Annotated in this window: 19 protein-coding genes and 1 pseudogene; 5 read left to right on the top strand and 15 right to left on the bottom strand. The window is 65.3% G+C overall.

Annotated elements, in window-relative coordinates; all coding sequences use genetic code 11:
- Positions 1-192: pseudogene (locus tag HV675_RS32295) on the bottom strand (peptidoglycan-binding protein LysM); the annotation flags it as partial.
- 302 nt (positions 193-494) lie between these two features.
- Between HV675_RS32295 and HV675_RS30270 the strand changes: the two are divergent.
- Positions 495-2,420, top strand: a complete 1,926-nt coding sequence (locus HV675_RS30270) for an AI-2E family transporter (protein WP_175115139.1) — start codon at positions 495-497, stop codon at positions 2,418-2,420.
- Positions 2,421-2,735: 315 nt separating this feature from the next.
- On the opposite strand, the gene HV675_RS30275 is transcribed toward HV675_RS30270, so the two are convergent.
- Positions 2,736-4,883 carry a phosphocholine-specific phospholipase C gene (locus tag HV675_RS30275; protein ID WP_175115140.1) on the bottom strand — a complete coding sequence of 716 codons (2,148 nt, stop codon included), beginning with the start codon at positions 4,881-4,883 and terminating at the stop codon, positions 2,736-2,738.
- A gap of 64 nt (positions 4,884-4,947) precedes the next feature.
- On the bottom strand, positions 4,948-5,286 hold the full coding sequence (locus tag HV675_RS30280; RefSeq protein WP_175115141.1) for a hypothetical protein: 339 nt from the start codon (positions 5,284-5,286) through the stop codon (positions 4,948-4,950).
- Between the two features lie 274 nt (positions 5,287-5,560).
- Here HV675_RS30280 and HV675_RS30285 point away from each other — a divergent pair, with 274 nt between their 5' ends.
- The 3 genes from HV675_RS30285 (at position 5,561) to glgA (ending at position 8,745) form a co-directional block, all read left to right on the top strand.
- Positions 5,561-6,049 carry a response regulator gene (locus HV675_RS30285; RefSeq protein ID WP_175115142.1) on the top strand — a complete coding sequence of 163 codons (489 nt, stop codon included), beginning with the start codon at positions 5,561-5,563 and terminating at the stop codon, positions 6,047-6,049.
- A gap of 108 nt (positions 6,050-6,157) precedes the next feature.
- On the top strand, positions 6,158-6,748 hold the full coding sequence (locus HV675_RS30290) for a BPSL1445 family SYLF domain-containing lipoprotein (RefSeq protein WP_175115143.1): 591 nt from the start codon (positions 6,158-6,160) through the stop codon (positions 6,746-6,748).
- A gap of 335 nt (positions 6,749-7,083) precedes the next feature.
- The gene (gene glgA, locus HV675_RS30295; RefSeq protein WP_175115144.1) at positions 7,084-8,745 is read left to right on the top strand and encodes a glycogen synthase GlgA; all 1,662 of its coding nucleotides are present in this window, start codon (positions 7,084-7,086) and stop codon (positions 8,743-8,745) included.
- A gap of 72 nt (positions 8,746-8,817) precedes the next feature.
- Here glgA and glgX read toward each other — a convergent pair whose 3' ends face one another.
- Positions 8,818-11,025 carry a glycogen debranching protein GlgX gene (gene glgX / locus HV675_RS30300; protein WP_175115145.1) on the bottom strand — a complete coding sequence of 736 codons (2,208 nt, stop codon included), beginning with the start codon at positions 11,023-11,025 and terminating at the stop codon, positions 8,818-8,820.
- Between the two features lie 515 nt (positions 11,026-11,540).
- Between glgX and HV675_RS30305 the strand changes: the two genes are divergently transcribed.
- On the top strand, positions 11,541-11,954 hold the full coding sequence (locus HV675_RS30305) for a response regulator (protein WP_175115146.1): 414 nt from the start codon (positions 11,541-11,543) through the stop codon (positions 11,952-11,954).
- Positions 11,955-11,988: 34 nt separating this feature from the next.
- On the opposite strand, the gene HV675_RS30310 is transcribed toward HV675_RS30305, so the two are convergent.
- The 11 genes from HV675_RS30310 to HV675_RS30360 form a co-directional block, all read right to left on the bottom strand.
- The gene (locus tag HV675_RS30310; RefSeq protein ID WP_175115147.1) at positions 11,989-13,755 is read right to left on the bottom strand and encodes a hypothetical protein; all 1,767 of its coding nucleotides are present in this window, start codon (positions 13,753-13,755) and stop codon (positions 11,989-11,991) included.
- Positions 13,756-13,896: 141 nt separating this feature from the next.
- Entirely contained in the window at positions 13,897-14,616 is a 720-nt protein-coding gene (locus tag HV675_RS30315) for a hypothetical protein (protein WP_175115148.1), read from the bottom strand.
- Positions 14,617-15,323: 707 nt separating this feature from the next.
- Positions 15,324-15,482 (bottom strand): DUF3734 domain-containing protein, encoded by a 159-nt coding sequence (locus HV675_RS30320; protein ID WP_175115158.1) that lies wholly within the window; start codon positions 15,480-15,482, stop codon positions 15,324-15,326.
- 329 nt (positions 15,483-15,811) lie between these two features.
- Positions 15,812-17,191, bottom strand: a complete 1,380-nt coding sequence (locus tag HV675_RS30325; protein ID WP_175115149.1) for a vWA domain-containing protein — start codon at positions 17,189-17,191, stop codon at positions 15,812-15,814.
- A 66-nt stretch (positions 17,192-17,257) separates the two neighbouring features.
- The gene (locus tag HV675_RS30330; RefSeq protein ID WP_175115150.1) at positions 17,258-17,971 is read right to left on the bottom strand and encodes a TadE family protein; all 714 of its coding nucleotides are present in this window, start codon (positions 17,969-17,971) and stop codon (positions 17,258-17,260) included.
- 13 nt (positions 17,972-17,984) lie between these two features.
- Positions 17,985-18,500, bottom strand: coding sequence for a TadE/TadG family type IV pilus assembly protein (locus HV675_RS30335; protein ID WP_175115151.1), 516 nt, complete (start codon positions 18,498-18,500; stop codon positions 17,985-17,987).
- A gap of 24 nt (positions 18,501-18,524) precedes the next feature.
- Complete coding sequence (locus HV675_RS30340; RefSeq protein ID WP_175115152.1) at positions 18,525-19,496, bottom strand: type II secretion system F family protein; 972 nt, start codon at positions 19,494-19,496, stop codon at positions 18,525-18,527.
- Between the two features lie 94 nt (positions 19,497-19,590).
- The gene (locus tag HV675_RS30345) at positions 19,591-20,568 is read right to left on the bottom strand and encodes a type II secretion system F family protein (protein ID WP_175115153.1); all 978 of its coding nucleotides are present in this window, start codon (positions 20,566-20,568) and stop codon (positions 19,591-19,593) included.
- Between the two features lie 29 nt (positions 20,569-20,597).
- Entirely contained in the window at positions 20,598-21,986 is a 1,389-nt protein-coding gene (locus HV675_RS30350) for a TadA family conjugal transfer-associated ATPase (RefSeq protein WP_175115154.1), read from the bottom strand.
- 100 nt (positions 21,987-22,086) lie between these two features.
- Positions 22,087-23,289 carry a CpaE/TadZ family protein gene (locus HV675_RS30355; protein WP_175115155.1) on the bottom strand — a complete coding sequence of 401 codons (1,203 nt, stop codon included), beginning with the start codon at positions 23,287-23,289 and terminating at the stop codon, positions 22,087-22,089.
- A 55-nt stretch (positions 23,290-23,344) separates the two neighbouring features.
- On the bottom strand, positions 23,345-23,638 hold the full coding sequence (locus HV675_RS30360; RefSeq protein ID WP_175115156.1) for a hypothetical protein: 294 nt from the start codon (positions 23,636-23,638) through the stop codon (positions 23,345-23,347).
- Positions 23,639-23,809 lie beyond the last annotated feature (171 nt).

Consider the following 23,809-nt stretch of genomic DNA (forward strand, 5'->3'; position numbering starts at 1 on the left):
CGCTCCGCCCGCGTGCGCCGCGCGCGGCGCGGGCGAAGCGCCCGGCGTACCCGCGGCGCCTGCTTGCGCGCCTGATGAATCGCTCGCGCTGTCGGCCGCCCCCGAGTTGGCGGGACTGTCCTGTGTCGGATTCGAGCTGGTGCTGCTGGCTGCGCCGTTCGGCGAAACGCCGGGAATGCCTTGCACGGTCATGATGGCTCGCCTGATAAATGAAAGGGAATGTCGGCATATCGGCAGGCTGCTGCCTATTCTTTAGACAAAGCGATCAAGCGCCGCAGGTAAATTTGCCGCGTTGCTTCGCTTTTATGCGCGGCACGTCGGACCGCCACTGCGTGGCGCCGGGCGGCGCCACGTATGGCACGCCCGCATGGCGGGTCGACGCGATCCGCGCGTTCGTGCCGGGCGCATGTCTTGCTTGAAACCGTTCGCCGTTCGCGAAAAGCCAACGCCGCGGCGGACCATACCGTCCGCGCACCCCGCCTGCCGACTCGACCATGAAACTGCCGCTGACGCCGCAACGATCACCGAATCGCGTCTACCCGCCGGGCGTGCCGGGCCTGCTCGGGCTGACCTCGACGATCACCGCCGTGGTGGTGGTCTGCGGCCTGTATTTCGGCCGCGAAGTGCTGATGCCGATCACGCTCGCCGTGCTGTTGAGCTTTCTGCTCGCGCCGCTGGTCGGCGTGTTACGGCGCCTGCATTTCGGACAACTGCCTTCGATCTTCGTCGCCGTGGTCGTCGCACTCGTTACGCTGCTCGCGATCAGCACGCTGATCGGCGCACAGGTCGCGCAGCTCGCCGGTTCGCTGCCGCAATATCAGGCGGCGATCGAACTGAAGATCGAGAGCGTGCAGGAAAAGACCGTCGGCCGCGCCGACGCGCTGCTGTCGCGCGCGGCCAGTGCGCTCGCACGCGTGACGCCCGATCATCCGAATCCGCCGCACGAGGCCGGCCGCGCGCCGAAGCCGTCGGCCGCCGCGCCGATGCCGGTCGAAGTTCACGAACCGATGCCCTCGCCGCTGCAGCTCGCACAGAAGGTGTTCTCGCCGGTGGTCGGCCCGCTCGAGACGATGTTCATCGTGATGGTCGTGACGATCTTCATCCTGATGCAGCGCGAGGATCTGCGCGACCGGTTGATACGCCTGTTCGGCGCGCGCGATCTGCATCGCACGACCACCGCGATCAACGATGCCGCGAGCCGCCTGTCGCGCTATTTCGTCGCGCAGCTGGGCGTGAATGTCGGCGCGGGCACGATCATCGCGCTCGGGCTGGCGATTATCGGCGTGCCGGGCGCGCTGCTGTTCGGCGTGCTCACCGCGTTACTGCGTTTCGTGCCGTATATCGGCACATGGATCGCCGCGGTGCTCGCCGTGGTGCTCGCCGCCGCGATTCAACCGCAATGGACGATGGCGGTCGCGACGATCATCCTGTTCGTGGTGGTCGACGTGGTCGCGGGACAAGTGGTCGAGCCGCTGCTGTACGGTCACAGCTCGGGGTTGTCGCCGCTCGCGGTGGTGGTCGCCGCGATCTTCTGGAGCTGGCTATGGGGGCCGGTCGGTCTGGTGCTGTCCACGCCGCTCACGCTTTGCCTCGTCACACTCGGCCGCTATGCGGAGCGCCTGCGCTTTCTGACCGTGCTGCTCGGCGACCAGCCGGCGCTGACGCCGGCGCAGAACTTTTACCAGCGCATGCTCGCCGACGACCCGCACGAGGCGATCGTGCAGGCGGACCGGCTGCTCAAGGAGATGCCGGTCGTCCAGTACTACGACGACGTGGCGCGCGAAGGTCTGCGCCTTGCGCGCAACGATGCGCTGCGCGGCGTATTCGCACCGGACCAGCTGGGGCGGATCAACGAAACGCTGCTGGATATTGTCGAGAATCTCGAGCAGGTGGAGAGCCTTCCGCCGACGCCCCCGCCGGCACAACCGCAACCGCCGTCCGAATCCGACGGCGATGCAGCGGCCACGGAAGAGCCCACGCCCGATCAGAACGCGCCGTTGCTTCCCGGCATGCGCGCGGTATGCATCGCGGGCCGCGGCGCATTCGACGAAGTGGCGACCGCCATCGCGCTGCAGCTGCTCGGCCGCCGCGGCCTGCCGGTGACCGCCGCGTACTACGCGCAGTTCAGGAAAGGCAGCGTCGATGCGGCCAGCATCGAAGGCGCGCCGATTGTCTGCATCGTGACGCTCGACGCAAGCGAAGCGCCGCCGTATTTGCGCAACCTCGTGCGGCGCATCCGCGAGCGCGCGCCGGCCGCGTCGATCGTGGTGGGCATAGGCGGGATGTCCGAGCGGGAAGACGAAACCCCGATGAGCGGCACGACGAACGTGAACAGCTTCGCGGATCTCGTCGAACAATGCATGCAGGTGGCGACAAATACCGCGCCGCAGCCGCCGAGGCTCGTCGAGCGGACCAGTTGAGGCTCGATGCGCGGTGCGATGCCGCGGGCGTTGAAAGCCTTGTGAAATTTCTGTGGGCCGGGCGGCCAGCGCTATTCAATGAGTTTCAGATGAATTCCAGCCGAATTTATCTAAATACGCATCTTTCGTTTTATAAAAATCGTCCAATAAATTACATAACGTCAGAAAATTATCACAGCTCTTTTATAAATGAAAACTTTCCGTTTCATTTCCGCTTTCGCATAAATCTTCAGCCGCCGAAAAACATACGCCCCGAAGCGGCCGGAGACCGCTTCGGGGCGCAGGGGCACAGCGTTTTCAGCGACGCACGCGTGGTTACGAAGCCGTCATCACCGGCGCGACCGCAGCCGGGTCCGTAATGCTCGGCTTGCCGTTCTCGACGTGGCCCGCGAGGCGGCGCACGAACGCCGCATCGTCGTTGTCCGTCACCGTCAGGTCGTACCAGTGGTGGCTCGACGCGAGAACGAACTTCTCCTCGACGGTCTCGCCCTGCGGCACGATCACCGGCCGCGCCTGCGCGCCGTACGCGTTATCGGACACCGACAGGCGCGCATTCCTGTTGCCCTTGTTCGTGAAGCGCAGCACCACGTTGCCGTTCGCGACGTCGTAGTGCGCCTTGACCTCGGGCAGCGCCAGCTTCTTCCTGCTCTTGCCGGCCGCGAGCTCCACCATGTCCGCGTTCAGGTCGCCGTTGAAGCGCCGCACGAAGCCGTTCGGGCCGTACACGGTAAACGCATAGGCGCCGTTGTTGATCGACAGGTCGAACGTTTCAGTGAGCGACTTGTTCGCCTCGACCGTGTAGCGCCACGGCCCGTCGGTACGCAGCGACGAGTACACGTAGAAGTGCGCGCCGACCGTGCCGGTATTGCCGAACACGAGTTCGAGCACATTGCGCTTTTCGTTGACCTTGCCGTTCACATGCAGCTCGTACGGCAGCGCGCGGGCGAAACGGATGCCCGCTTCCTGCGGCACGATCGGACCCGGCACGGCGGGCACCACCGGCTTGGGCTGCGTGGCGCACTGGTTGTCCGCGATCGACTTGTAGTTGCTCGTGTCGGGCAGCGCCGGCATCGTCGCATCCGGCGTGCGGAAGTCGAACGCCGAAGTCAGATCGCCGCACACCGCGCGGCGCCATTTCGTGATGTTCGGCTCTTTCACGCCGAAACGCGCTTCGATAAAGCGGATCACCGACGTGTGGTCGAACACTTCCGAGCAGACGAAGCCACCCTTCGTCCACGGCGACACGACCGTCATCGGCACGCGCGTGCCGAGGCCGTACGGCAGATTGTCGACCGTGTAGCTGCCGCCGCGGCCCGCCGGGTTGATCACGTTGTGAATCTCGCCTTCGGTCGTCACCGTCGACAGACCTTGCGCGCGCGTCGTCGGCACTTGCGGCGGCGGCACGTGATCGAAGAAGCCGTCGTTCTCGTCGTACATGATGAAGAGCACCGTCTTGCTCCACACCTCCGGGTTCGACGTCAGCGCGTCGAGAATCATCGACGTGTATTCGGCGCCGTATGCCGGCGTGTACGACGGATGCTCCGAGTACGCGGCCGGCGGACACAGCCACGACACCTGCGGCAGCTTGTTGGCGAGCACGTCGGCCTTCAGGTCGTCGATCGTGCGCACCGTCTGCGCGCGCTGATACAGCGACGAGCCCGGTTGCGCGTTCACGAAGTTGGTGAAGTTCTGCAGGATGTTGGTGCCGTAGTTGCCGTTCAGCGGATCGTTGCCGTTCGTGCCTTGCTGGTAGACCTGCCACGAGATGCCGGCTTTTTCGAGGCGCTCCGGATAGGTGGTCCACGACAGCAGCTGATACTTCGGCGGCCCGTCGCCGTCCACGAAGTCGTTGTTGTCGAGCAGCGGGCCGCCCTGCGTGCCGGTCGGGTCGACCATGCCGGTCATCAGGTACGCGCGGTTCGGGTGCGTCGGCCCCGGCATCGAGCAGTAGTACGCATCGCACACGGTAAACGCATCGGCCAGCGCGTAGTGAAACGGAAGGTCGCTGCGCAGATGGTAGCCCATCGTCATGTCCTTCTTGTTCGCGGGCCACTGGTCGTAGCGGCCGTTGTTGATCGCCGCATGCGTCGGATACCAGTTGTGGTCGAGGTCGCCGAGACACTGCGCGCTGGTGGTCAGCGTATCGAGGTGAAACGGCAGCACCGGCTTGGTCGGGTCTTCCTGCGACGGCTGGAACCACACCGGCTGGTTGCCCGGCAGCGGAATCGGGAAGCGGTCGTTATAACCGCGCACGCCGCGCATATGGCCGAAGTAATGGTCGAAGGAACGGTTCTCCTGCATGAACACGACGATATGCTCGATATCCTGGATCGTGCCCGTGCGGGATGCCGCCGGCACAGCGAGCGCCCTGCGGATCGAGTCCGGCAGCGCGGTCATCGCGGCGGCGGCACCGGCGGATGATGCAACGGTTTGTAGAAAACGACGGCGGCTATTTGAAGTCATGGTGTTGTCACCTTCTTTTGTGGCGGGGGGGGGGGAATTGCGGTTGCGCATCGCGCGCGAAGCGTCAGTTGTCGTCGCCTGGCGCGTAGCGCATCACAGGGGCGACCTGCTGCGCATCGGCCGCGATGCTCGCCTGCGCGCTGGCGATCGCGCTGCCCGGCGCGGCTTGCATCAGCGGCGGCGCCTGCAGTTGCGCGAGCGGCACCGCTGAGCCCGCGGACAGCTGCAGCGCAGTGCTTTGATAGTGCGAGGGGCCCTGTCCGGAACCGGCGGATTCGCCGTTCAAAGACGCGTTGTTCGTCGCGCTCGCGTCCCCCGCATCCGGGCCGCATGCGACGAGCATGAAAGTGCTCAGGAGGGCGACGCATGCCGCCGCGCGCTTCGTGAAGTTGTCTCCGTCCATGTCTGGCATTCCCTTGTTTAGTCAACCCGACGATCAGCATCGTTTGCATCGCTGGCGCGTCGTTTTCGGGATGCAGTCTCCAGACAAATTAAGAAAAATTTGTGAAACAGTTTCAACCAACCCATTCGATATTTTCCAATTCCTTAATACGCATAGTTGGCATGTCGCTTTAAATAAATGTAAAAGAAATAAAATCTTAATGAAGCGCGGCTCAGGTCCGCAGCTTGCAGATCGTGCGTATCCGCAAGCAACACATAAGACCTGGGAGACACGGATGAGCACAGGCACTAACCTGCATGACACGGAAGACGAACTGCAGTGGCGGCCGATCGGCGGCGCGCTCGCCGACCATCGCCGGGTGCTGGTCGTCGACGACTACGCGGATGCCGCCGACGCGCTGCAGTGGCTGCTCAACGCGAACGGCTTCGAGTGCCGGGCGATGCACGATGCGCAAGACGTCTGCGCGATCGCCGGCGCGTGGCAGCCGTTTGCGGTGGTGCTCGATATCGCGATGCCGGGCCTCGACGGGCTGGAGCTCGCGCGCCGTCTGCGCGCGGCGCCGTCCACCTCGCACATGTTGTTGATCGCGTGCACCGGCTGCGCGTCGCAGCGCGATCGGGAGCGCGCACGGGAAGCCGGCTTCGATGCGCATTGCGCAAAGCCGCTTACGCCGCAGCGGCTGCTCGCGCTATTGACGCAGGCGGTGTCGGGCGCACCGGATGGGAGAGTGAATATGAAAGGCGATCAGCGAAGAGAGGTCTAACGAGCGGAACCCGAGTGGACAAGCGCTTGGCTTCGGGCACACGTCGTGCTGAGATGACCTCTGCATTCACTGCGCATGCTTCCCAATCACGCTTACAGGAGAATAACGATGCAACGGAGGAAGTTTATTTTTTCGAGCGGCGCCGTTCTTGCCGCTAGCGGTCTGGCGATGGCCGGTTGCACGACGACCACGCCGGACTCGGCTTCGAGCAACGCCGGCAATGGCGACAAGCGCGTAGCGATCAATCACGACGTCGACGCGACGTTGTCACGTCTCTATGCGAGCGTCAACGGTTCGCGCGAACTCGTCGGCAAAGCGCGCGGCGTGCTCGTGTTCCCGTCAGTCGTGCAGGCGGGCTTCATCGTCGGCGGCGAGTACGGCAACGGCTCGCTGCGCATCGGCGGCCAGACCGTCGGCTACTACAGCACCGCGGCGGGCTCGCTCGGCTTTCAGGCCGGCGCGCAATCGAAGGCGATCATCTTCTGCTTCATGAACCAGCAGGCGCTCGACGACTTCCGCAAGCGCGACGGCTGGGCAGTGGGCGGCGATGCAACGGTCGCGGTCGTCAAGGTCGGCGCGAACGGCAACATCGATTCGTCCACGGCAACCGCGCCGGTCCAGGCGTTCGTGCTGACCAATGCAGGCTTGATGGCCGGCGTGTCGCTCGAAGGCACGAAAGTGTCGAAGCTCAACATCTGAAAGGACGTATCACCGATGCTGACGCCGCGGCGCATTCGTCTGTGTAAAAGCCGCCGCGGCGGTAAGCAGAAGTTACATTCGGAGCCGCGGCGCGCGCCGCGGCCGACGGACAAAGGCGCGGCTCCCCGAAACGGCGCGGCGCGGGCGCACCGATGCGCGATGTGCGTGCGCGCCGCCTGCACAATCACGGCGCGCGCGCTTGCGGCGCCCCCGCGGACAGCCCGGCTGCCGCGACACGTTGCGGCCCGCAGACCGGTGTGCGCATGGCATACCCTTTGCGTTGCATCGCACGCCTCGCTTCACCCCTCCCCTTACTCTTTCGCGCGGAGTCAATCTTGACGCTGAACGTACTTCTCGTCGCCTCGGAGGCGATGCCGCTCGCCAAATCCGGCGGACTCGGCGATATGGTGAGCGCCTATGCGGCCGCGTTGCGCGACGCGGGCGTCGATGTGTCGATCCTGCTGCCCGCCTATCCATCGGCGCTCGAGAATGCGCTGGGCGTCACGCCCGTATGCCGGATCGGCGGCCTGCCGGGCGGCGATGCGCGCCTGTTGCGCGCGCAGATGCCGGATACCGGCGTGCCGGTGCTGCTGCTGCAGATGGATCATCTGTTCAAGCGCGAGCATCTGTACGTGGACGCGCGCGGCCGCGATCAGCTCGACAACACGGTGCGCTTCGCCTCGCTTGCCGCAGCGGCGGCCCGCATCGCGCGCGGCGTACGCGGCATCAAGCGGCCCGACATCGTGCACGCGCACGACTGGCACGCTGCGCTCACGCCGCTGATGATGAAGCTGGCAGGCGTGCCCGCGAAAAGCGTCTTCACGATTCACAATCTCGCGTTCCAGGGGAACTGCCCGCTTGCACTGGGCAGTTGGCTCGGCGTGCCCGACGAACTGCTCGCGCCGGCGCTTTCCGATGAACGCAGCATCGAGTTCTATGGCACGTTGAGCCCGATGAAGGCCGGCATCGTGCACGCGGACCGCGTGACGACGGTCAGCGAGAACTATGCGCGCGAGATTCTCACGCCTCAATTCGGACACCGGATGGAAGGCGTGCTGCAGGCGTGCGCGCACAAGCTCTCCGGCATCACGAACGGTATCGACGATACGGCATGGAACCCCGCGACGGATCCGCATATCGCGCGCCACTTTTCGGTCGCCGACGTGCGCGGCAAACAGGCATGCAAGCGCGACCTGCAGCAGCGCTTCGGCCTCACGGTCGATCCGTTCGCGCCGCTGGTCGCGATCGGCAGCCGTCTGACCGCGCAGAAGCTCGCCGACATCGTCGCCGCCGCGCTGCCGATGGCGCTGGTGCGGCATCCGCGACTGCAGGTGGCGATCCTCGGCAAAGGCGACGCGCATCTCGAACAGGCGGTGCGCGCACTCGCCGCGCTATGGCCGCAGCGTGTCGGCGTGCAGATCGGCTACGACGAAGCGACCGCGCACAAGCTGCATGCGGGAGCGGACATGCTGCTGCACGGCAGCCGCTTCGAGCCGTGCGGCCTCACGCAGATGTATGCGATGCGCTATGGCACGGTGCCGATCGCGTCGCGAGTCGGCGGCCTCGCCGATACGATCGTCGATTACGCGCCCGCGCGTTCGCCGAAGCTCGGCTTGCCCGAAGACGGCGCGACCGGCTTCCTGTTCGACGGCGAAACCCCGCGCGATGTGGCAAGCGCGTTGCAGCGCGCGCTCGACGCCATCATGCGGCCGTCTTCGTGGCATGCGCTGCAACGCAATGCGATGCAGGGTTCGTTTGGATGGGCGCAGCCGGCGGCGCGTTATATCGAACTCTATGCGGAACTGACCGACGCACGGCCCGCGCAGCGCGATCTGCGCGAAGCGCTCGGGGCGGCAGCCGGACAGAGCGTCGAGGAAGTCGCGCAGCAACGGCGTCCCGCCCGGCGTGCCGCATCCGCCGGCGCGCAGAGCGGCGCATGGAACGGCACTTCGGCGGCCGCGCAAAACGCGCATGAGGATGTCGCACGGCGCGCGTGAGCGTGGTGAAGTGCGAGGACGCGCCGCATGATGTTGCATCGTGCGGCGCGTGCGCGTTCACGCGCGGGTTGCCTACCCCGTGAGCCGTTCCTCGAGCCGATCGAACACATGCTGCGTTTCACCTTGCGCATGCAGCGCGAAAAGCAGCAGCGAGCGCCCCGTCACCTGATAGACATCCCCTGAACCAAACTCCGGAAGCTCATCGCGCTCCGGCGCGTTGGTATCGATCAGGCAACTCCATTGATCGCTGCCCGGCACCTCGGGCAGTTGAAAATCGACGACGTCGTGGTAAGCATTGACGACCACCAGCAGCGTCGCATCCGATGCGGCGCGACGTATGCCGCTCGCCTGCGCGCGGCCGTCGATCACCAGCCCGAAGCAGCGCATCGCCGGATCGTCCCATTGCTCGCCGGTCAGCTCGACGGCGGCGGGACTCAGCCATTTGACGTCTTTGACCTCGAGGTCTCCGTCGGTTTCGCCCGGCAGTTTCAGCACGCGCGTTTCGCCGGTCAGGAAACGTCCGCGCCGCAGCACCGGCAGCGCGTGGCGCAACGCCGTCAGCTTGCGCACGAAGGCGCTCAGTGCGCGGCCGCGATCGTCGATGCCTTCCCAGTCGACCCAGCTGACCTCGTTGTCCTGGCAATAGGCATTGTTGTTGCCCTGTTGCGTGCGGCCGAACTCGTCGCCGGCGAGCACCATCGGCGTGCCCTGCGCAAACAGCAAGGTGGCGAGCATGTTGCGCTTCTGCCGTTCGCGCAGTTCGAGAATTTCCGGGTCGTCGCTCGGGCCTTCGGCGCCGCAATTCCATGAGCGGTTATCGCTGTGGCCGTCGTTGTTGTTCTCGCCGTTCGCTTCGTTGTGCCGGTCGTTATATGACACGAGGTCCTGCAGCGTATAGCCATCGTGCGAGGTGACGAAATTGACGCTTGCCCATGGCCTTCTGCCGCGCCGGTTGAAGAAGTCTCCCGATGCGGTCAGACGCGTGGCGAGATCGGCCGCGTAGCCTTCGTCGCCTTTCCAGAACGAGCGGGTGGTATCGCGGAAGCGGTCGTTCCATTCGGCCCAGCCCGGCGGAAAGCCGCCGACCTGATAGCCGCCCGGCCCGCAATCCCACGGCTCGGCAATCAGCTTCGAGCTGGCGAGCACCGGGTCCTGCCGGCAACTGTCGAGAAAGCCGCCGCCTTCATCGAACCCGTACGGCTCGCGGCCGAGAATCGTCGCGAGATCGAAGCGGAAGCCGTCGACGTTCATCTCGGTGACCCAGTAGCGCAAGCTGTCGGTCACCATCTGCAGCACGCGCGGATGCGACAGGTTCAGCGTATTGCCGGTGCCGGTATCGTTGATGTAATAGCGGTTCTGCTCGGGCATCAGCCGGTAGTACGACGCGTTGTCGATGCCGCGAAACGACAGCGTCGGTCCGCGCTCGTTGCCTTCCGCAGTATGGTTGTACACGACGTCGAGCACCACCTCGAGGCCAGCGTCGTGCAGCCGGTCCACCATTTCCTTGAACTCGGCGACCACGCCCGGGCCGCGTGCGAAGTAGCGCGGATCGGCCGCGAAAAAGCCGATCGTGTTGTAGCCCCAGTAGTTCGTGAGACCCTTGTCGAGCAGGTAACTGTCGTTGACGAAGGTGTGGATCGGCATCAGTTCGACGGTCGTGACGCCGAGCCGCCGGATGTGATCGATCACCGCTTTTTGTGCAAGACCGTCAAACGTGCCGCGCAGCTTCACGGGCACGCCGGGGTGCCTCTTCGTATAGCCGCGCACGTGTGTCTCGTAGGCGATCGTGCGGTCCCACGGCACGCGAATGCGCGTCGGGTGCGTCCAGTTGAAGGTCTGGTCGACCACCTGACACTTCTGCATATACGCGGCGCTGTCGCGCTTGTCGAAGGTCAGATCCGGGTCGTCGCCCGGCGCGTTGAGCGTGTAGCCAAACAGCGACGGATGCCAGCGCAGCGCGCCGACGTGCGCCTTCGCATACGGATCGAGCAGCAGCTTGTTCGGATTGAAGCGATGCCCCGCGTCGGGTTCGTACGGCCCATGCACGCGATAACCGTAGACGGTGCCCGCAGGCAGATCCGCAACATGCACATGCCACACTTCGTCGGTGTATTCGGGCAATTCGATGCGCTCGACTTCGCGCCTGCCTTTCGCGTCGAACAGGCATAGCTCGACTTTGGTCGCGTGCGCGGAGAAGAGCGCGAAGTTCACGCCCTTGCCGTCCCACGTTGCGCCGAGCGGAAACGGCAGGCCTTCGGAAATGCGTCGATCGTATGGCATGGAAAGCCTTCGGAGGCGTTGAGCGAGGAAAGATCGCGCGGCGCCGCACGCGAAAGAACCGGTACGCGGCGTGCGGGCCGGCGCGTCCAACGAGCAAGTGGCATGCCCGACGCTTGCGGCACCTTGCGCTGCGCGCGGCCGCTGAACATGAAATATAAAAAGGAGCCTTCGTGTGCTGCGGCGCGTTTCGCGTGTTGCCGCGCCGACACGCCATATCGCGCGCTGACGCAACATGACGCAACTTACAAAACACGATAGATTCTGCGCATCTGGCGTAAGCATTTCAGCGCTTTCGGCCGTACGGCATGGCGTATGCACGACATCAACAGACTGCCGCGAATACCGCGCGGCGCTCATGAGATTGCCGCACACGGGCGCGCAGCAGGCGAAGCGCGCAGCCGGGCGGCGGTGCAGAGCATGCCGCCGATACGAGTGGCACGGGTCGTGCATGCGTGCTGAACATTTAAGCCCCCGAACTGTTGCATCAGACCGATGCTCACGATAGTAAACCGACGATGGATGCCAACGCACTTTCGGACACCTGCCTCCCCACGATTCTGCTCATCGACGATGAACAGGACCTGCTCGTTGCATGGGCGCTGCTGCTCGAACTCGAGGGCTTCCACGTGGTCACGTCCGGCGAGGCGCGCAAAGGCGTCGAGCTCGCACATCTTCTGCATCCCGCGCTCGTGATTACCGACCTGATGATGCCGGGCATGAACGGCGTCGAGGTCTGCCTCGCGCTGAAGGCCGATCCGTCGCTCGACGACGTGCCGGTCATTCTGTGGAGCGCGTCACCGGATATTCCGGCGAACGTGCTGTGCGAATGCACGCTGCACAAACCGGTCGCGCCCGAAACGCTGCTCGCGAGCGTCGACGGATTGCTGCGCACCGCATTCGATGCGCAGCACCGCAGCCCCGCGCGGTGAGAATGTCTGCCGGACCGCTGCACGTAGCCGCCATTCAGCGCGGCGGCAGCCTGCGCAGATTGAACTGGTATTCGGGCGAGGCGATAAACGCTTCGATCACCGCTTGCGGAACCTCGGCATGCCCGAGCATCGACAGATAGGCGGACAGACTGTCCGCTCCCATGCCTTGCGGCGCCCATTCGAGCACCAGCGCCTTTTGCGCTTCCGTCAGGAACGACTGCAATCCCGATGGTCCGGGTTGGGGTGACTCCGGACGCGGCGTTGGCGTTGGCGTTGGCGTTGGCGTTGGCGTTGGCGTGGGCGTGGGCGTGGGCGTGGGCGTGGGCGTGGGCGTGGGCGTCGAAGCCGAGCCTGCGTGCACCGGTTGTCGGTATTCGTCCGAATGCAGATACGCATCAATCGCGGATGCGGGCGCCTTCATCACGATCGCGAGGTTCGACGCGGACAGCGTGCCGACCCATTGGCGGACGAACTGTTTCGCGCTGTCGGGCAGCGACGCATAAAGTTCAGGCCGGGCATCGGCAATATCTTTCTTGCGAATGTCGTCCCACTCTGCGCGGATGGGTGCGAATTCGTTGCGATGCGCCTTTACCCTCTTGATCGACAACGCGTATTCACTCGCGAATTTCTTCGCCTTCGTCCCCGGAAAGACAACCAGGTCGTCGAACAGGTCGCTGCGCGCGTCTGCGCTCACCGAGCGTCGGTCCCGTTCCAGGTCACGCTCCCGGGCCAAACCGGCCACACTGTAGTAGGAAGTCGCACACACTTTCGCGATTGCGCTGTAAGGCATCGCCGGATTGCTCGACAACATGCGAACGATCCGTTCCATCTTTTCGGGCATCATCCTCAAGCCAGGCCGTCGAACAATACGCGAGATGTCGTCGCTCCTCGAAGCCGCTTCGTCCGGCGCAGATGCGGGTTCCGCTGAAGACGCCGCCCTCGTGCCGCGATGTTCGCCGCTTCGCAGATAACTGTCGATTTTCTGCGGCGGGTACTGCATCACCTGTGCAAAATTCTTCGCGGTCAGCACGCCGGCCCTGCGGTCGATAAACGCCTTTTCCCTCGGCGTGAGCGCGGTGTCGGCTTGCACCCGTGCCATTGCGCCATACGCTGCACTCGTTCGCCATGCCCGTCGCACAGTCTGCACGTCGTCGGCGACCGTCCTGATCAGGGCGGTCGGCAGTTTCAACCTGGCGGCAAGCGTCCCGATCATGTCGGTCGATAGTCCCACCAATCTCGCTGCCACTGCCGGATCGTCGTCGGATGCATGAGTCAGCACATAGGTGGTGGCCCGCTCCCGGTCCTGCGCGCCCCTTCGCGCCTCGGCGTCGGCTGATGGCCGCCCGGTTTGCCGCGACCCGGCATCCTCACGCATCTCCCATTCGTTGTGCTCATTGCGCGTCACCCGTTGCCCGAGTTGCGAGGCATCGCCCGGCACCGCGAGCCGCCAGCCTCCGCCGGCGTGATCCGGCGCAACCGCATAGGCTGTGTCGTCGTGCAGAATGAACAACTGCCCGCTGCACATTTCCGAGTACATGCCGTCGAGGTCGACCGACCGGTACTCGTTCGGAATCTGCGCGAACGCGTATGCATCGGGCCAGGCGGATGCGCGCGATGTGGTCGCCGCAGGCGCCGGCTGCTGCGTCCCCGGCGCGCGGACCGATCCGCCGCGCGCCGCATGCGCGCCCACGCCTGCCGCTTGTGCGGCCTCGGTGCGCTCATGCGTTTCACCGCGCGGCGTTTCCGGCTGCGGCACCGCCGGAGCCTCAGAAGTATGAATCTCCGGAGGCCTGATGGGCATGGACGAATGCGTCGTCGTTAAAGGCATATCCGTTCTCCGTGTTCGCGGGTCGTGCGCAGGTCGTGCGCGGGCAAGTATCGATTCAGATTGACCGGATCACGCTGTCGGTCATGCTTTGACAAGCATCGTTGCGTAACGGCTTCAGCGAGACCTCTCCAGCAGAAACGCTTCCACCGTCGCACGCGGCTTGCCGACATAGGCGGCGATCGTGGACGGCGACAGGCCGCGGTTGTTCAGTTCGATCACCTGCGCGCGCTGCGCGTCGTCGAGCGGCTGCTGATGCCCCGACGGCCCGGCTTGCGGAACCGCCGGCTGGTTCGCCGCGGCTTGCTCCGCCGGTAGCGGCGCAGCGTCGGGGGCTGCGCCGCACGAAGCCATCATGATCGCGAGATTGCGTTTTGAGAGTCTGTCGCTCCACTGCTCGACAAACGCCGCCGCCGCATCGCTGATCGATAGACGCGGCGTGCGCCGTCCGTCGGCAAGGTCGGCGTCAGTGATCGCGAGCCATTCCGCAAACGCTTGACGCAATATCAGCGGCTCCGGCGCGTTCTGAACTGACGGCCGTGCGCGCACCGCGCCTTGTGTTTTGTCGAGGAAGGAGTCGATCACCTCCACCGGGGCGACCATGATGTGAGCCAGATTGCGCGACGATAACGCGCTGTTCCACTTCAGAACGTATTGCCGTTCACGCTCCGTGAGCGGGCCGACGATCACCGACGGCCTGATTTGCACGCGGGCCTGTTGCAGTTCGCGCCACGCGCGCGTCGCGGCCTCGACGTCTGCAGCAATCCGACGTGACTGCTCACGCGTCACACCCAGTTTCCCGGCGATCAGATCGGGAGCGTGCCGGGGAAATCTCAACAGATGCTCCGCCACCCGGTCTGCCGGCTCAACGCGCGTTGGCCGCCTCTGAGCCGCATTCGATGCGTCGTCCGAACCGGGCGGCTGTGCGGCGTCGCTTGCATCGCCTGCCGCCGGTTGCCGTCGCGCGCCGACATCGATTTCCCACTCGTCACGCGCATTGAGGCGGATGCGCGGGCCGCGCGGGGCATCGCGCTGCGGCATCGCAAGACACAAGTTGCCGTCGTGCGGATCGCGCGAGACCGTGAACGCCTCCCCTTGATGGAATACCACCGTTTGCCCGCTGCCCCGTTCAACGAATACATGTCGTTCAGACGTCGATATGTATTCGTCCGGTTGCGGTCTCAGCGCGTAGATGCCCGCCCATGCCGATGGGTTCGCCGCGCCGCTGGTACGCCGTCCGGTCCTGACCGGCGCCGCCTGGACGTCCGGACTCGCCCGCTCGCGCCGCACGAACTCATCGCGTCGCGGCGTTTCAGCCGGCGCAGATGCGCGGGCGGATGGCGGTTCGTTGCGAACGTCCGGTGGCGGACCCGGCGGACGAGGGCGTATCGGCGGCAAGACCATGGTGCGGTTCGCTCCGGCAACAGATGCGTGTGCATCGATACCTGCCATGCTACGAAACCAGGCTTTGCCGTTGCGATATCAGTGCATTGCATCGCCGATGACGCGACGTACGCGGCGGCCGGCGCGTATCGCGCGAGCCATCACGCCGCGGCCGGATCGGAGCGATGAATCGCGATTCCTTCCACCGGGTCGAGCGGCGCACGCCATGGCGTACGCGCGATCATCCTGCGCGTATCGTCGTAGCCGGCCGTCCAGCGCCGTTCGATGCCGGCCGCCGAAAAATCGATGTCCTTGTGCAGATCGTGGCCGCACGCGCGCGGGGCGCGATCCGGCGTGCTCTGCGCTCGGTGCGTCCATGCGCAGGCGTATCAGCACATCAGTGCGAGAACAACCGATACGTGAAAAAAAGCAGCACCACAGCAGCCCCCACGCACGCACATCCCTTGAAAAACGCGATCCATAAGCCGGCCCCGTGCCGCCGCGCATGCCGCGCCCGCGCCGGATTCAGCGAGTCCTCGGCAAGCAGGGTCGTCACACGCAAGGTTTCGTCGATCGTCTGCATCGTCCGCGCCTCCCGTGCGCTCGTGTGGTCGTCGCGGTGATCATCAGTGGACACGGCAGCCACCGTCTACTTCGAGATGCGCAGAATCTGCGACGCGAGCTGCGAATAGCACGGCCTCAGGTCGGCCGGCGTCGCCGCGTAGCAATAGACGCCGGTCGGCTGCTTCGGGTTGTAGCAGCGCGACGGCCCGTCCGGCACGTTCGCGATGCATTTGAGAATGTCCTGGCCGAGTTCGTTGTCCGCGCCTTTGCCGACCGTCAGATACGGCCCGTAACCGAGCGCGAATACATAGATGCCTTCGGAGCGCGCCTGCGCGGCCATCGCCTCGAGCAGGTTGCGCGACGCGCGATTGATGTTCTGATAGCGCAGCTTGTAGCTCGCGCCGTTCATATCCTGGGTGACGACGCGCGGCGAGCTCGTGACAATCGGGAACGTCACGCCCGGTTCGGACGCCGCGTGCGCATTGTAGTTGGCGGGCAAATGGTCGACCGTCGCCGCGGTCTTGTCATAGCAGGTGCCCGACAGCGCCTGGCTGGTCTGCACGCCGAGCTTGTAGAGGCCGCCGGGGTTATCGGTCTGGCCCGAGCCGGTCGGTTTGTCGTCGGACGAGACAATCGTGCCGGTGTTGGTCGTGCAGCTCGTTTTCGTCATCGGAAAGGTCGACGAGAAGCTGTTCGGCGCGCCGTCCGAGAAGAACACGATGACGCGCAGGCTCGACGGTTGCGTGATCTGGTGATTGAGTTGCCAGCGCGCGTTCCACAGCGCCTCTTCCGAATTCGTGTTGCCGTTGAACGAGTAATTGTTGATGTTGGTCGTCATCGTCGTGCGGTCGAAGCCGCGTGCGTTGGCCGCCTTGAACGGCACGTCGACCACCGTGCCGGTCGCGAAATGCATCAGCGCGACGCGGTCGTTCGTCACATCGAAATTATTCAGAAAATCGACCGAGCTGGCGCGCACCGCTTTCTGCACCGACGTATCGCTCATCGAGCTCGTCGTATCGATGACGAACGCCATATCGAGGTCGCGGCGGATCGATTCCGACGAGGTCGCCACGTTGAGCGCGCGGTAGCCGATCAATTGCGTGAAGGTGGTCGGCACCTTCGCCTGCGCGGCGATGTCGATCGTCACCGTGCCGTTGTTGAAGGTGACCGACGGCGTTTGCAGCGTCGCGGACGAATTGAGAAAGCCGGCCGGGTAGTTCGCCGCGAAAAACGCAGTGGCCGCCTGCTGCGCGTTCGCCATCTGCTCGCTCTGGTTGTTGCCGCGCGTGACCGCCTGGCCCGCGGCAATCGCAGCGCCGTCGGCGGCCGCGTCGAGCTTGGCCTTGACCATATAACCGAGGCCCGCGTCGAGCGCGAGGCCGAGACCGGCGAGCAGCGTCGCGAGCGACGCCACCACGATAATGCTGACCGCGCCCTGCTGGCGCTTTTTCGACGGTATTCTCACGGCATCCCCCGCATGGCTTCCCGTATTGCTTCTCGCATTGCTTCTTATCGTGAGCGCATCCCGCGCTCAGAAAACGGTCATCGCGTACAGATTCGGCGACAGCGCCGGCGTACTCAGTATCGGACCGAGGTTCAGCGCGCCGATGAGCGGCGGCTGGTAGTAAAACGCCTCCACCGCGTATGCGATCTGTCCGCTCGATAGTTGCCCCTGCAACAGACTCACCTGCGGCGACGTCTTGCCCGGACTCGGCAGGCCCGCGCAGCTGCCGGTACCGTCGGTCGACCAAGACGTGCCGCCGCTGCCGCAGTTCCACAGCTTGCTGGCCGCGGACGTGTAGTTGCCGTTGTTCCAGCGGTACTGCGCGACCACCACGCCGGTGCAGTTGTTGTTCTTCGCATCGCAATTGTTATTGCCCATGATCTGCGTGATATAGACCATGCCGTTGGCGTTCATATCGAGCGGCGGCGTGGTCATCGTCAGCGAGGTCATGATCGTTTGCATCGGAAACGTCAGCGATGCGCGCGTCGCAAGGTTGGCACCCTCGCGGCTCACGTTGATCAGGATCATCTGCGCCTGCATGTTGCGCGCGAAGTCCACCACCGGCAACGCGATCGCCACCAGCAGCGGCAGCAGCAACGCCATTTCGATGGCCGCTGCGCCGCGCTCGCGGCGTCTCGCGAATTTAGCGAATTTCGCGGATTTCACGGGTCTCGCGCCGTGCGCGCGGCGCGTGTCATGCACGATCTTGCAGTTGCGCTCAGCGTGTGTGAGGTGGTTCATATCGTCGACCTCGTCAGAAGCCTTCGTTGCGCATCGTCGCCGCGACGCTGAACGTGTATGCGCCATTCGCGAAGAACGGCCGCGCGAGCGGCGTCAGCAGCGGCCACGTGCAATTCACCTGCAGCACGATGATGTCGCCCGCATTGCCGAACATGCTGCCCGAGTAGGCGCCCTGCGTCGCATAGTTCTTCGTGCTGCCGTTGACCGTGATCGTGTAAGTCGGCGACACCATGTTGTAGAGGCCCATCGAACTGTTCCTGATCTCCTGGATCACGGCCAGATAGCGCTGCTGGCTCGACGCGTTCGGATCGAGGTTGCTCTGCCCGGTCACCGCGTAACGCGCGCCCTCGCGCACCGCGTATTGCATCGTCAGGTTCACCCACAGCGAGATGCAGAAGTCCATCGCGACGAACAGCAGCAGAAAGAGCAGCGGCGCGATCAGCGCGAATTCGACGGCGGCCGCGCCGCGCTGCAGGCGCCGGCCCCGCTGCGTGGCGCGCGGGCTTCGGGTCTTGATGCGGTGGTTCATGTTCGCGTCTCCTCGCTTCACGGATCAGCCGCCGCCGATTTGCCGGACCGCCGGCGCCAGCATGCGCATCGCCTGCAGCGCCGCGGGGCCGATCAGCACGATCAGCAGCGTCGGAAAGATGAAGAAGATCAGTGGAAACAGCAGCTTCAGCGCGATCTTCGCGGCCGTCTCTTCCGCGCGCAGCCGGCGCTTCGTGCGCAGGTTGTCGGTATAGACGCGCAGCGAATCGCCGATGCTCGTGCCGAAGCGGTCCGCCTGAATCAGCATCGTCGTCAGCGTGTCGATATCCTCGACGCCGGTGCGCAGCGCGAGGTTGCGCAGCGCCCGGTCGCGCCCGGAGCCCGCCCGCAGTTCCAGCAACGCGAGTTCGAACTCGTCGCGCAGCGCCTTGCTGCGCATGCCGAGCTCCTCGGTCACGCGCGCGAGCGCCGCATCGAAGCCGAGACCCGCCTCGACGCAGACAGTCATCAGGTCGACCGCATCGGGCAGGTCTTCGAAGAGCGCCAGCTTGCGGCGTTCGATCAGCCGGGCCAGCACGCCGTTGGGCAGGTAGAAGCCCAACGCCGACGCGCCCAGCACCATCGCGAGCGTCAGCATCATCGGCGCGTCATGCAGCTTCGCCGACAGCGCAAGCAGCACGAGCGCCGGCAGCGCAAGCGCCAACACCGTTTTCGCCGCGAAGTAAATAGTCGGCGCGGCCTCGCTGCGCAGTCCGGCGTTCAGAAAGCGCACGCGCAGCAGCGACTCGTTCCAGCCTTCTTTCGGCGATGAAAACTTCGCGACCCGCGACGACACCTGCGCGATCTTCTCGACCCACTTGCCGTCGTCCTGCGCGGCGTCCTCGCCTGAGCCCTGCGTGCCGGCGCCCGTCGATATACCGATCTGCCCGATACGGCGCCGCAGCGGATCGGGCCGCAACAGGCTCATCCCCTTGAATACCGCGCCGAACACGATCAGGAACAACAGCACGAGCACGGCGATCTGGTCGATTCTCATAAGCGTCGGGTTGCCCCGCCCCCGTTCAGTCGTTGCGGCTGCCCGCACGGGCGGCGCCGCAATCGTTGTTGGTCTGGTTGCGTGCGCATCGAACTCATACGTGAATCCGCACGATCTTGCGCGACCACAGCACGCCGAACAGCATGAAGGTCATCGCCGCACCCGCGAGCTTCATGCCGGTCGCGTCGGTCCAGAAAATCCGCATCAGCGGCGGGTTGATCAGCGTGATCACGCCGCCGAGCACGAACGGCATCAGGCACAGAATCCACGCGGAGAGCCGCCCTTCGGCCGACAGCACGCGCACCTTGCCGAACAGCTTCAGGCGCTCGCGAATGATGGTGCTGATATTGCCGAGCACTTCCGCGAGATTGCCGCCCGCCTCGCGCTGGATCAGCACCGCGATCACGAAGTAGCGCAAATCGTCGAGCGGCACGCGCGTCACCATGTTCTGCAGCGCGTCGCTCATCGATGCGCCGAAGTTGATCTCGTCGAACGCCATCTTGAACTCGCCGCCGAGCGGCTCGGGCATCTCGCTGCCGACCATGCCGAGCGCGCTCGGAAACGAGTGTCCGGCAAGCATCGCGCGGGCCACGAGGTCGGCGGCTTCCGGCAGTTGCTGCTCGAGCAGCTTCATGCGCTTCGCGCGCTTATGACGCACCACCCACCACGGCAGCAGCGCGCACAGCGCGGCAAGCGCGAGCGCGACGGCGAGCGGCTGATGCATCGTCACGGCAATCGCGAATGCCGCGCCCGCGCAGGCGCCGACATACGCGAAGAAGCGCTTGATGGTCCAGTCGAGCCCGGCCTGCAGAAAAAGGCGCTGCAACGCCTGCGCGCGCGGCATGCCCATCAGCAGCCGCGCGATCAACGACGCGTCGTCGCGGCCGCCGTTCTTCAGAATCGACGTCGGGCCGCCGGTCGCGCCCGGCGGCGTCGACAGCGCATGCATGCGCGCTTTCACGCGCTTGACCGCGGCGCCGTGGCGGCCGTGCCACCACAGGTACGCCCCTTCGATCGCCAGCACTGTCGCGATAAACAGCAGCACGACAAAGCCGATAAACGACGTGTTCATAGTCCGCTCCCTGGTTCGTTGCCGCGCCGTTACGCTTCGTAGCGCCGTGCCGGATCGAACACGCTGTCCGGCAGCGACAGGCCGAACGCCACGAGACGCTCGCAAAACTTCGGCCGCACGCCGGTTGCGCAGAAATAGCCGCGCACCGTACCGTCCTGATCGACACCGGTGCGTTTGAACGTGAAGATCTCCTGCATATTGATCACCTCGCCTTCCATGCCGGTGATCTCCTGAATGCTCATCAGCTTGCGGCGCCCGTCGGTCAGCCGCGATGCCTGCACGACCACCGACACCGCGGAGGCGATCTGCTGGCGCATCGCCTTCACCGGCATCGCGATGCCGCCCATCGACACCATGTTTTCGAGGCGCGTCAGCGCATCGCGCGGCGTGTTCGCGTGCAGCGTCGCCATCGAGCCTTCGTGGCCGGTGTTCATCGCATGCAGCATGTCGAGCGCTTCGCCGCCGCGCACTTCGCCGAGCACGATGCGGTCCGGCCGCATCCGCAGCGCGTTGCGCACCAGCGCGCGCTGCGAGATCTCGCCCTTGCCCTCGATATTCGGCGGCCGCGTTTCGAGCCGCAGCACGTGTTGCTGGCGCAATTGCAGTTCGGCCGCATCCTCGATGGTGACGATGCGCTCGTCGCCGGGAATAAAGCCCGACAGCAGGTTCAGCAGCGTCGTCTTGCCGCTGCCGGTGCCGCCGGAAATCAGCACATTGAGCTTGGCCTTGATCAGCGCTTCGAGCAGTTGCGCCATCGAGGGCGTGAAGCTGCGATTGTTCAGCATGTCCTCGACGGTCAGCGGATTCACCGCGAAACGGCGGATCGACACGAGCGGACCGTCGATCGCCGACGGCGGGATGATCGCGTTCACGCGCGAGCCGTCCGGCAGCCGCGCGTCGACCATCGGCGACGATTCGTCGATGCGCCGGCCCACGCGCGACACGATGCGCTCGATCACCTTCATCAGATGCGCGTCGTCGTAGAACGTGATGTCGGTCAGTTCGAGCCTGCCGCGCCGCTCGACGTATACGTGCTGCGCCGTGTTGACCAGAATGTCGGACACGGTCGGGTCGTTGAGCAGCGGCTCGAGCGGCCCGAGGCCGAGCATTTCGTCCTGCACGTCCTGCACGAGGCGCTTGCGCTCGGCCTCGTTCATCGGCACCTTGTCTTCGTCGACGATGCGCTCGACGAGTTGCGCGAGTTCGCGCTTCACCTGCTCCGGCGAAAGCCGCTGCAGCTTGTCCAGCTCGACGCGCTCGATGATCGTCTGGTGGATGTTCATCTTCAGCTGCTGGTACGCCTGGCGCGCCGCCTTCGTATCCTGCGAGACGGAGCCCGCGGCCGACGCGGAACCCGCGGCCGGCGCGTCGTTGGCCACGAGGTCGCTTTGCATCAGGAGTTGTTCGCGCAGTGACATGCTGGTCTCCGGCTGGGTGTTGCGCTTCGTATGCGCTTCACCTTCTGTCTGGTTCAGGGTTCGGCTTCGCTTGCGTTGCGGCGCGGCGGCCGCTCTTTATTCAATGGCTCGGCTTCAGTTGCGGCCGCGCGTCAGGCTTCGCCGCGAAGAGCCGCGCAAGAATCCGCTTGCGCGGCACGGCTTCGGGCGGGCACAGCAGCGCCGCAAGCGCATCGACGCTTTTTGCCAGCGCACCGTTCTTCGCGACCGTGTAAAGCGGCATGCCCTGGTTGACCGCCTGACGCGCGCTTTTCGCGTCGTGCGGCAGCAGATGCGCGGGCTTCGCGCCGAGCGTGCGCTCGATCGCATCGAGCCCGACCTGCTCGCGCTTGTCGTAGTGGTTGACCACCAGCCGCGTCTTGCTGGCCGCGTAGCCGAGCTCGCCGAACAGATCGAGCAGACGCCGCGTCGCATGCAGATGCGCGATGGTCTGCTGCAGCACCACGGTGATCGCATCGCTCTGGTCGAGCACGTGAATCGACAGCGGATTGATGCTCTGGCCGACATCGCACAGCACGATGTCGTACTGCTCGCGCGCGAGCGCAAGCACGCGCTGCAGATGCGACGCGCGCAGCTCAGCCGCCTTGACCGGGTCGCCGGCGCCCGCGAGCACGTCGAGATTCGGATGCACGCGCGCGACGCAGGCTTCGAAGAACGCCGGGTCGAGCCGGTCGATCTGCGTGCTGAGGTCGTAGAGCGTCGCGGGCGGCGGCTTGTCCGACAGCAGCAGGCTCGCATCGGCGAACTGCTGGTTCAGATCGACGAGCAGCACGCGTTTGTCGCGCGACGCCGCCAGCGCATAGCCGAGATTCGCCGCGATCAGCGTCGTGCCGCAGCCGCCCTTGCCGGCGGCGAACGACAGCACGCGGCCGGCGCGGCGCGTGTGCGCGTTTTTCTTGCCGGCGACATGCGCCAGCTCGCGCGCGAACGCGGTCGCATCGAGCGGCCACGACAGCACGTGGCGCACGCCTGCGCGCATCGCGGCCATCAGCGTGTCGGTCGACAACGCGGAGGTGACGAGCATGCAGCTCAGGTTCGGCGCGTGCGTGGTCGCTTCCTCGATTGCGGCAAGATCCGTCGCCGCGAACGCGCTGTCCTCGATGATCAGCAGATCGGCCTTCCTGATCTGCTCCGCGTGTCGCGCGAGCGCGCGCAGCGCGCCCGGTTCGGTTCGCAGCGTATGCGCGATGCCGCAGTCGCGCAGCATCGCGTCGATCTGCGCGGCGCACGCGTCGTTTGCCGAAACCAGAAGAATGTCGATCATGTTGACTCTCCCTCGCCACCTGTGCGGCGCCGGTCCATGCGGGCCGGCGCGCGGATTAGTTGCTCGTGCCCGCGCCGACGCCGATCGTGAAGACGTTGGTCGGCGGCGTCGGCGCGGTGAACGACTTGTAGTACGCGGTCTGTGCGGCATCGGCCGTGCGGCCGTCGACGCCCGCGACCGGATCGGTGTTGTCCGATGCATCCGGGTTCAGCGTCTGCATCTGCCGGATCTGCGTGACCGCGTAACCGAAATTGCGGTCCCAGACAGGTGTCGAGGACAGGCAGCCGCCGAGCGCCGCGCATGCGCCGATGCTTACCGCGACGCGCACAACGATCTGGAATGTGTTCATGCTGGTCTCCTTCTATTCGGGTTCGAGCGGTCTAGCGCAGCGTCGCGGGCGGCTGCGCCGCATCGGGTTGCGCGGCAAGCGGCGCGCTGTCGATGCGCGCGGTCGAGACCGGCTGCACCTGCGGCGCGTCGGGTGCTGCGCGCGTCGCGAGCGTCGCGTCCGCGGGCATAT

Origin of the sequence: Paraburkholderia solisilvae, from assembly GCF_902859875.1 — a bacterium.
Lineage (GTDB): Bacteria > Pseudomonadota > Gammaproteobacteria > Burkholderiales > Burkholderiaceae > Paraburkholderia > Paraburkholderia solisilvae.

Bases quoted from the DNA above. Each gene is read 5' to 3' on its own strand.
- HV675_RS30335 (WP_175115151.1), bottom strand. From the start codon at position 18,500: ATGAACCACCGCATCAAGACCCGAAGCCCGCGCGCCACGCAGCGGGGC.
- HV675_RS30360 (WP_175115156.1), bottom strand. From the start codon at position 23,638: ATGAACACATTCCAGATCGTTGTGCGCGTCGCGGTAAGCATCGGCGCA.
- HV675_RS30280 (WP_175115141.1), bottom strand. From the start codon at position 5,286: ATGGACGGAGACAACTTCACGAAGCGCGCGGCGGCATGCGTCGCCCTC.
- HV675_RS30330 (WP_175115150.1), bottom strand. From the start codon at position 17,971: ATGAACCACCTCACACACGCTGAGCGCAACTGCAAGATCGTGCATGAC.
- HV675_RS30340 (WP_175115152.1), bottom strand. From the start codon at position 19,496: ATGAGAATCGACCAGATCGCCGTGCTCGTGCTGTTGTTCCTGATCGTG.
- HV675_RS30270 (WP_175115139.1), top strand. From the start codon at position 495: ATGAAACTGCCGCTGACGCCGCAACGATCACCGAATCGCGTCTACCCG.
- HV675_RS30305 (WP_175115146.1), top strand. From the start codon at position 11,541: ATGGATGCCAACGCACTTTCGGACACCTGCCTCCCCACGATTCTGCTC.
- HV675_RS30345 (WP_175115153.1), bottom strand. From the start codon at position 20,568: ATGAACACGTCGTTTATCGGCTTTGTCGTGCTGCTGTTTATCGCGACA.
- HV675_RS30285 (WP_175115142.1), top strand. From the start codon at position 5,561: ATGAGCACAGGCACTAACCTGCATGACACGGAAGACGAACTGCAGTGG.
- HV675_RS30275 (WP_175115140.1), bottom strand. From the start codon at position 4,883: ATGACTTCAAATAGCCGCCGTCGTTTTCTACAAACCGTTGCATCATCC.
- HV675_RS30290 (WP_175115143.1), top strand. From the start codon at position 6,158: ATGCAACGGAGGAAGTTTATTTTTTCGAGCGGCGCCGTTCTTGCCGCT.
- HV675_RS30350 (WP_175115154.1), bottom strand. From the start codon at position 21,986: ATGTCACTGCGCGAACAACTCCTGATGCAAAGCGACCTCGTGGCCAAC.
- HV675_RS30355 (WP_175115155.1), bottom strand. From the start codon at position 23,289: ATGATCGACATTCTTCTGGTTTCGGCAAACGACGCGTGCGCCGCGCAG.
- HV675_RS30310 (WP_175115147.1), bottom strand. From the start codon at position 13,755: ATGCCCATCAGGCCTCCGGAGATTCATACTTCTGAGGCTCCGGCGGTG.
- glgX (WP_175115145.1), bottom strand. From the start codon at position 11,025: ATGCCATACGATCGACGCATTTCCGAAGGCCTGCCGTTTCCGCTCGGC.